At 50.3% G+C, this 6,305-nt stretch carries 7 protein-coding genes; 4 read left to right on the top strand and 3 right to left on the bottom strand.

Going from position 1 to position 6,305, the window contains the following annotated elements; all coding sequences use genetic code 11:
- Positions 1-91 precede the first annotated feature (91 nt).
- The 4 genes from xerD to IC230_RS14515 all read left to right on the top strand — a co-directional run bounded on the left by xerD (position 92) and on the right by IC230_RS14515 (position 5,014).
- Positions 92-1,000: a site-specific tyrosine recombinase XerD gene (gene xerD, locus IC230_RS14530; protein ID WP_191039744.1), complete on the top strand. Its 909-nt coding sequence runs from the start codon at positions 92-94 to the stop codon at positions 998-1,000.
- A 159-nt stretch (positions 1,001-1,159) separates the two neighbouring features.
- Positions 1,160-2,620 carry a BNR-4 repeat-containing protein gene (locus IC230_RS14525; RefSeq protein WP_191039743.1) on the top strand — a complete coding sequence of 487 codons (1,461 nt, stop codon included), beginning with the start codon at positions 1,160-1,162 and terminating at the stop codon, positions 2,618-2,620.
- A gap of 66 nt (positions 2,621-2,686) precedes the next feature.
- Positions 2,687-3,898 (top strand): aminotransferase class V-fold PLP-dependent enzyme, encoded by a 1,212-nt coding sequence (locus IC230_RS14520; protein WP_191039769.1) that lies wholly within the window; start codon positions 2,687-2,689, stop codon positions 3,896-3,898.
- Between the two features lie 180 nt (positions 3,899-4,078).
- Positions 4,079-5,014: an alpha/beta fold hydrolase gene (locus tag IC230_RS14515; RefSeq protein WP_191039742.1), complete on the top strand. Its 936-nt coding sequence runs from the start codon at positions 4,079-4,081 to the stop codon at positions 5,012-5,014.
- 44 nt (positions 5,015-5,058) lie between these two features.
- Here IC230_RS14515 and gloA2 read toward each other — a convergent pair whose 3' ends face one another.
- The 3 genes from gloA2 to IC230_RS14500 all read right to left on the bottom strand — a co-directional run bounded on the left by gloA2 (position 5,059) and on the right by IC230_RS14500 (position 6,267).
- Positions 5,059-5,448, bottom strand: coding sequence for an SMU1112c/YaeR family gloxylase I-like metalloprotein (gene gloA2, locus IC230_RS14510; RefSeq protein WP_191039741.1), 390 nt, complete (start codon positions 5,446-5,448; stop codon positions 5,059-5,061).
- Positions 5,449-5,452: 4 nt separating this feature from the next.
- Positions 5,453-5,647, bottom strand: a complete 195-nt coding sequence (locus IC230_RS14505) for a hypothetical protein (protein WP_191039740.1) — start codon at positions 5,645-5,647, stop codon at positions 5,453-5,455.
- A 113-nt stretch (positions 5,648-5,760) separates the two neighbouring features.
- Complete coding sequence (locus IC230_RS14500; RefSeq protein ID WP_191039739.1) at positions 5,761-6,267, bottom strand: SixA phosphatase family protein; 507 nt, start codon at positions 6,265-6,267, stop codon at positions 5,761-5,763.
- Positions 6,268-6,305: the final 38 nt, after the last annotated feature.

The raw sequence follows: 6,305 nt of genomic DNA, 5'->3' as shown, positions 1-6,305 counted from the left end.
GCTGGCGTCCCAGCGGCCACGTCCGGGTGTGATTAACTTTTTTTTTACCCGGACGTGGCCGCTGGGACGCCAGCCCGGCCAGACTACCATTATGTGGCAAAGTTATATAAACGCCTTTAAGAACTACCTTAAACTCGAACGATCACTGGCCGAAAATTCAGTAGAAGCTTATCTGCACGACGCCGAAAAGCTTTACCAATATATTCTGCTGACAAATCCTGAGTTATCGCCCATGCAGGTAACGGAAAAGGAGTTGATGAACTTCCTGAAATACCTGGGCGAATTGGGTCTATCGGCCCATAGTCAGGCGCGGATACTGTCGGGATTGAAATCATTCTTCAAGTATTTACTGCTCGAAAATCTCATTCAGCATGACCCGACTCAATTGCTGGAATCACCCAAACTCGGCCGGAAGCTTCCTGATACGTTGAGTTTTCCGGAAATCGAGGATATACTGGCGGCTATCGACCTGTCGACACCCGGCGGCACCCGCGATCGGGCCATGCTCGAAGTGTTGTATAGTTCAGGATTACGGGTTTCTGAGTTGCTCAACCTACGCCTAACGAACTGCTTTTTCGACGCAGGCTTTGTTCGGGTAGTGGGAAAAGGTGATAAGGTTCGGCTGGTACCGATCGGTGAAGATGCGATGCATTATACCCGTATTTATGTCGAACACGTACGTGGTAAACTGGACGTACAGAAAGGCGATGAAGACACGATTTTTCTGAATCTGCGGGGGAAGCAACTGTCCCGTATTTCGGTCTTTACTACGATCAAAAAATTGGCCTCAGACGTAGGAATCAAAAAGACGATCAGTCCGCACACGTTCCGACATTCGTTCGCGACGCACCTGATTGAAGGGGGCGCTGACCTGCGGGCTGTGCAGCAAATGCTTGGTCACGAATCCATCACCACGACCGAAATCTACACGCACCTTGACCGCGATTATTTGAAGCAGACGCTGAAAGAGTATCATCCAAGAAGTATGAAGCGGGGTTAATAGGGCTTTATACGTGGTGTCGGTTACAATAACCGACACGGTGCGGTTTCTCAAAACCGAATGAATAGTAATGTTCGGCTTTGAGAAACCGCACAATGTCAGATGCTTACATCTGACACCACAGAATGTAGAATTCTTGTTCTTCGCTTTTTAACCGCAATGAGAGTAGTTCTATTCTTTATACTGGCCTGTTGCTTAACAAACGTAGCCTTTGCTCAGGAAGCCAAAATTGAGAAAGCTGATGGCTATAAAGGACTCTGGTATTTTATTGGGCCGACTAAAAACGAATACGCTTACAAGTATAGCGGTGGACTGGGTACGTATCCGGCTAATCACTATCCCTTTTCAGTCTATGCTCCGACCGTTCATAAAACCTTTTTTTGCTACGGTGGCGTAACCGATTCAACTTCCCGTGAACTATGCCACATGATCGGCGTCTTCGATCATAAAACAGGCATGGTATCGAAGCCCGCCCTCTTACTCAACAAAAACACCGACGATGCCCACGATAACCCGGTGATTCAACTCGACGAAAAGGGGTATGTCTGGATTTTTTCTACGTCGCACGGCACTGAGCGCCCCTCGTTCATTCACCGCAGCCGTAAGCCTTACGACATCGATGGATTCGATAAAATTGACGCAACGCGTTTAGATGAAAAAGGCCAGATTGTTCCGTTCAACAATTTCTCGTACCTACAGACGTATTACCAGCCAGGACATGGATTCATCAATCTGATGACGCATTACGATCGGGGCGTATTACTCTATGGCGACACTAAGCCACGGCGAACTATTTCAGCCATTACCAGCGCCGATGGCGTTACGTGGTCGGCCTGGCAGGATATCGCCACCATTGAAGAGGGACATTACCAGAGCAGCGGTCAATGGCGCAATAAACTAGGCAGCGCGTTTAATTACCATCCCAACACGAAGATTGGAGCCGGACTCGATTACCGCACGAACGTCTACTACGTCGAAACCGCCGATTTTGGCAAAACCTGGCATACGGCTGATGGCAAGCCAATCCGTCTGCCGGTGAAAGAAGTAAACAATCCGGCGTTGGTCAAAGAGTACAAAAGTCTGGGGCTCAATGCTTATATATCCGACGTCAACTACGACGTATCCGGTCGACCGATTATTCTCTACATCACCAGCAAAGGACCAGAACCCGGTCCGGCGAATGGTCCTTATGCATGGCACGTAGCGCACTGGACGGGCAAACAGTGGGCCATTTACCCGGTTGCTTCGTCAGATCATAACTACGATATGGGCTCTCTCTACGTAGCAGGAAACACCTGGCGGATTATTGGGCCGGCAGAACCTGGTCCTCAACCGTACGGCACGGGTGGCGATCTGGTGTTGCTGGAAAGCACGGATAAAGGAAAAAGCTGGCAAAAAGTAAAGGCTATTACGCAAGCAACACTACGTAATCAGACCTATCCCCGACGTCCGGTGGCCGCTCATCCCGATTTTTATGCGTTCTGGGCCGACGGAAATGCCCGTAAGCCATCGGCTTCGTATTTATACTTCTGTAATCAACAGGGTCAGGTATTTCAGTTACCACCGACTATGCAATCTGACTTCGAGAAACCCATTCGTGTGCAGGGGCCATTAAAATAAAAAGACTGCCCATCTTTGAACTCCCTGATTATTGCCGTTATTTCAAGCTACGTCAATCTTATTTGTATGCTGACAACGGCTAATCATCAACTTACTACCCAGAAGCATCTATTCTCCTTTCCCGAAGGCATTCATTACCTGAACTGCGCAACCCGTGCCCCTTTCAGTCGGGCGGTTGAGCAGGCTGGCCATGAACTGCTGACTCGCCAGGCCAATCCATTCGGGCTTCGCCCTGATGATTTCTTTAGTGACGCTATTCGCGTTCGGACTTTGTTTTCCCAACTCATCAACAACCGGAACGACGAATCGCTCGACCCTGACCGAATTGCCGTTGTGCCTTCCGTTTCGTACGGAATGGCCGTCGTAGCCCTGAATCTATCGAGAAAACCCGGCATACAGGCGGGACAACGTATCGTATTATTGGGCGATGAATTCCCCAGCGATGTCTATGCGTGGGGGCGCGTCTGCTCAGAACTAGGCTTAACGATTACGACTGTCAGGATGCCCGATAACTTTCCGAAAGGGCCCACCTGGAACGAACGATTACTGGAAGCAATCGATGCCGACACAGCCCTGGTCATCGTACCACCAGTGCATTGGATGTATGGTATTCGTTTCGATCTGGAAGCGATTGGCCAGCGTGCCCGCGAGGTCGGTGCGTGGTTTGTTATCGATGGAACGCAGGCCATTGGCGCCTTACCATTCGATCTGGCGAAGATTCAGCCGGATGCCGTTGTTTGTGCGGGCTACAAGTGGCTGATGGGTCCTTATTCGCTCGGACTGGCGTATTATGGCCCCGCTTTCGATGAGGGAATTCCACTCGAAGAAGGCTGGATGAATCGACTGGACAGTAACCAATTTCATCGGCTAATGGATTACCAGCCAGAATACCGCCCCAAAGCCTACCGCTATAACGTCGGTGAGCACTCGCATTTCCTGCAAATGCCCATGCTGGAAGTCTCGTTAACGCAACTGATTGACTGGCAGCCTGACCGAATCCAGGCATATACCCAAACCTTAATGGCCGACGCCTGGCCAATTCTGGAAAAACTTGGCTGTCAACTTGAACCAGAGAACGGTAGTGTAGGCCGTAGCCACCACCTCGTTGGTGTATGGCTGCCTGCTCATTCCGATCCAATGACCGTTCAGCAAGCGTTACAGGCCAAAAATGTGTCGGTATCGGCCAGAGCACGGGTGCTACGTATCGCTCCTCACGTGTACAATACAGGTGAGGATGTGGACGCGCTGGTCGACGTACTGACAGCTGTTTTAAAATAGAGTGCGCGGCAGCGTGTTTTCCTTCGTGTTGGTATTCGGTGATCGAAAAGTTTATCGGATTAACAAAAACAGTACGTATCGAACCCGGTTACTCTTACTACACCTCGTCGTACTCAATAGATCAGTTCTCCGGTTCAACCGTTCGGCGGTATAGCATTCAACGATAAAGCGCAGCATATCATGACCATGCAGTATAGTCGACTCGGTACGGGAAAACCGCTTTTATTAATTCACGGTATAGGCAGTAGCCATCGTTCGTGGGATCGGATTAGTAACGCTCTTGCCAGCGAACGCGATGTTATCGCCCTGGACTTACCCGGCTTTGGTGCGACACCCCCGCTGACTGGCGAGGTGTCTATCAAAACGATGGCCGATGCCGTAACTGAATTCCTCCAGGAAAACGACCTGATTGGTATCGATGCAGTCGGAAGCTCGATGGGCGCCCGGCTGGTTCTCGAACTCGCCCGGCGGGGTGGGGTGCTGGGTGCAGTCGTGTCGCTTGATCCGGGCGGCTTTTGGCAGGGATGGGAAATTCCGTTTTTCTATCACTCCGTCCGTCTCTCGGCTCAACTTGTTGATCGACTACAACCTATTCTACCCGCGCTGACCGGCAACCCAATCACCCGAACGTTGCTTTTTGCCCAGTTTTCAGCCCGACCGTGGCAACTGCCGGCTGAAATTGCCCTGAACGAACTACGAACATTTGTTCCCACGCCCACCTTCAACGAGCTACTGGATAACCTTGCTCACGGTGAGAAACAGAAGGGTGCTCCGAGGGGGTCTATTCAGCAACCATTGGTCATTGGGTGGGGCCGTCAGGATCTGGTTTGTTTACCCAGTCAATCGAAGCTGGCGCTCCAGCTGTTTCCCGATGCCAGTCTGCATTGGTTTGATCATAGCGGCCACTTCCCTCAACTGGACGTTCCGGAACAGGCAACGCAATTAATCTTGGACGTAACCGATGGAACGTATAAACCCCAATCCAAGCCAATACGTAGTGAAGAGACAGACCAAAAAACGGAACAGCCTGTACATGTCTTGGCGGGGGCAGCCATCGTTGCAGCTACTATAGTGGCCATATTGGTGACATTTCGCTTTACTCGGGATAGATTCTAACCTTTCCAGCAACCATAGTGTAATACGTAGTGCGACCCTATGCCTTATGCTTCATACAACTCCAGCGGCAGATCGTCAGGGTCGGCGAAAAAGGTAAAGCGCCGACCGGTCGTTTCATCCACGCGGATGGGTTCAGTGACTACGCCATGCGCTGTCAGATGGGTAACGGATGCATCAATATCAGGGACAGCAAACGCTAAATGGCGCAGCCCAAGTGCTTCGGGTCGGGAGGGGCGTTTCGGTGGATTTGGGAACGAGAACAGTTCGATAACGTAGTGGCCATTCAGAGCCAGGTCTAATTTATAAGACTGTCGTTCAGCCCGATACTGTTCGCCCAGCACAGACAAACCCAGGATTTCGGTATAAAATCGCTTCGAAACTTCGTAATCAGAGCAGATAATGGCGATATGGTGTACCGCCGAAAGATTTAACATACGATTAAGGTTCAAGCAACGTATCGGTGGCCATTGTATCGACAGCCGTTCCATCTCTGGCTGTCGGTAAAGCCCGTTCCACTTCCCTACGTTTGTTCCAGGGCGCTGTTGTTCGGCTGGCCATATCGATAGCGAGCAGGGCAACAATGGCCGTGAAAACGATGAAAACGACAATAAAAATACGACGGTTGCGACTCATAACAGTGATGTCGGTTTTAACTAGGTTGACGCTCCAAAAACTGACATTTAAGAAATATATGTCGGTTTTGCTGCAGAAACCGACATCACTCTAAACAATCTATTCTAAACAGGCTATTGTTCGTTAGACAGTTTTTTCGGCGTCATTTGAAACGATACGTTTCCCGTTCTGCCCGAAACTTCCGCCCACGAGAGATTCTCGAACGTAACGGCTACCACAGCCCCTTTGCTCATCGATCCAATAGTTTGATGCGTCAAAAACTCGGCCAAATACGATACGTCGGGATTGTGCCCAACGATCATAGCACTTTGAGCTGTTTCAGGTACAGCGTTGATGGCCGCTAAATAAGCTTTGGGCCCACCTTCGTACAATTTCTCATTAAAGTCAATTTTTGCCAGATCGTACCCAATCTGTTCAGCTATCCCTTTGGCGGTTTCGCTGGCGCGGGGCGCCGTGCTACTGGTAATCACGTCAGGTAATACACCCTCCCCTTTCAGATAACGACCCATTCGAGCCGCGGCCATAACCCCATCGGAAGTTAGTTTCCGGTCAAAATCGGACATAAAGATGGCCCGATCTTCCGCTTTCGCGTGACGGACTATGTACAGTGTAAGCGCCATGAGGTTAAGGTCGGTTTGGTTCACTCCTGCAAAAATAG

This window comes from Spirosoma validum, from assembly GCF_014699035.1.
Classification (GTDB): domain Bacteria; phylum Bacteroidota; class Bacteroidia; order Cytophagales; family Spirosomataceae; genus Spirosoma; species Spirosoma validum.
The sequence above is the reverse complement of the archived record's forward strand: the minus strand, read 5'-3'. Positions and strand labels throughout refer to the sequence as shown.

What these genes read in the sequence shown, in the direction of transcription:
- xerD (WP_191039744.1), top strand. Translation starts at nt 92, where the DNA reads ATGTGGCAAAGTTATATAAACGCCTTTAAGAACTACCTTAAACTCGAA.
- IC230_RS14525 (WP_191039743.1), top strand. Translation starts at nt 1,160, where the DNA reads ATGAGAGTAGTTCTATTCTTTATACTGGCCTGTTGCTTAACAAACGTA.
- IC230_RS14520 (WP_191039769.1), top strand. Translation starts at nt 2,687, where the DNA reads ATGCTGACAACGGCTAATCATCAACTTACTACCCAGAAGCATCTATTC.
- IC230_RS14515 (WP_191039742.1), top strand. Translation starts at nt 4,079, where the DNA reads ATGACCATGCAGTATAGTCGACTCGGTACGGGAAAACCGCTTTTATTA.
- gloA2 (WP_191039741.1), bottom strand. Translation starts at nt 5,448, where the DNA reads ATGTTAAATCTTTCGGCGGTACACCATATCGCCATTATCTGCTCTGAT.
- IC230_RS14505 (WP_191039740.1), bottom strand. Translation starts at nt 5,647, where the DNA reads ATGAGTCGCAACCGTCGTATTTTTATTGTCGTTTTCATCGTTTTCACG.
- IC230_RS14500 (WP_191039739.1), bottom strand. Translation starts at nt 6,267, where the DNA reads ATGGCGCTTACACTGTACATAGTCCGTCACGCGAAAGCGGAAGATCGG.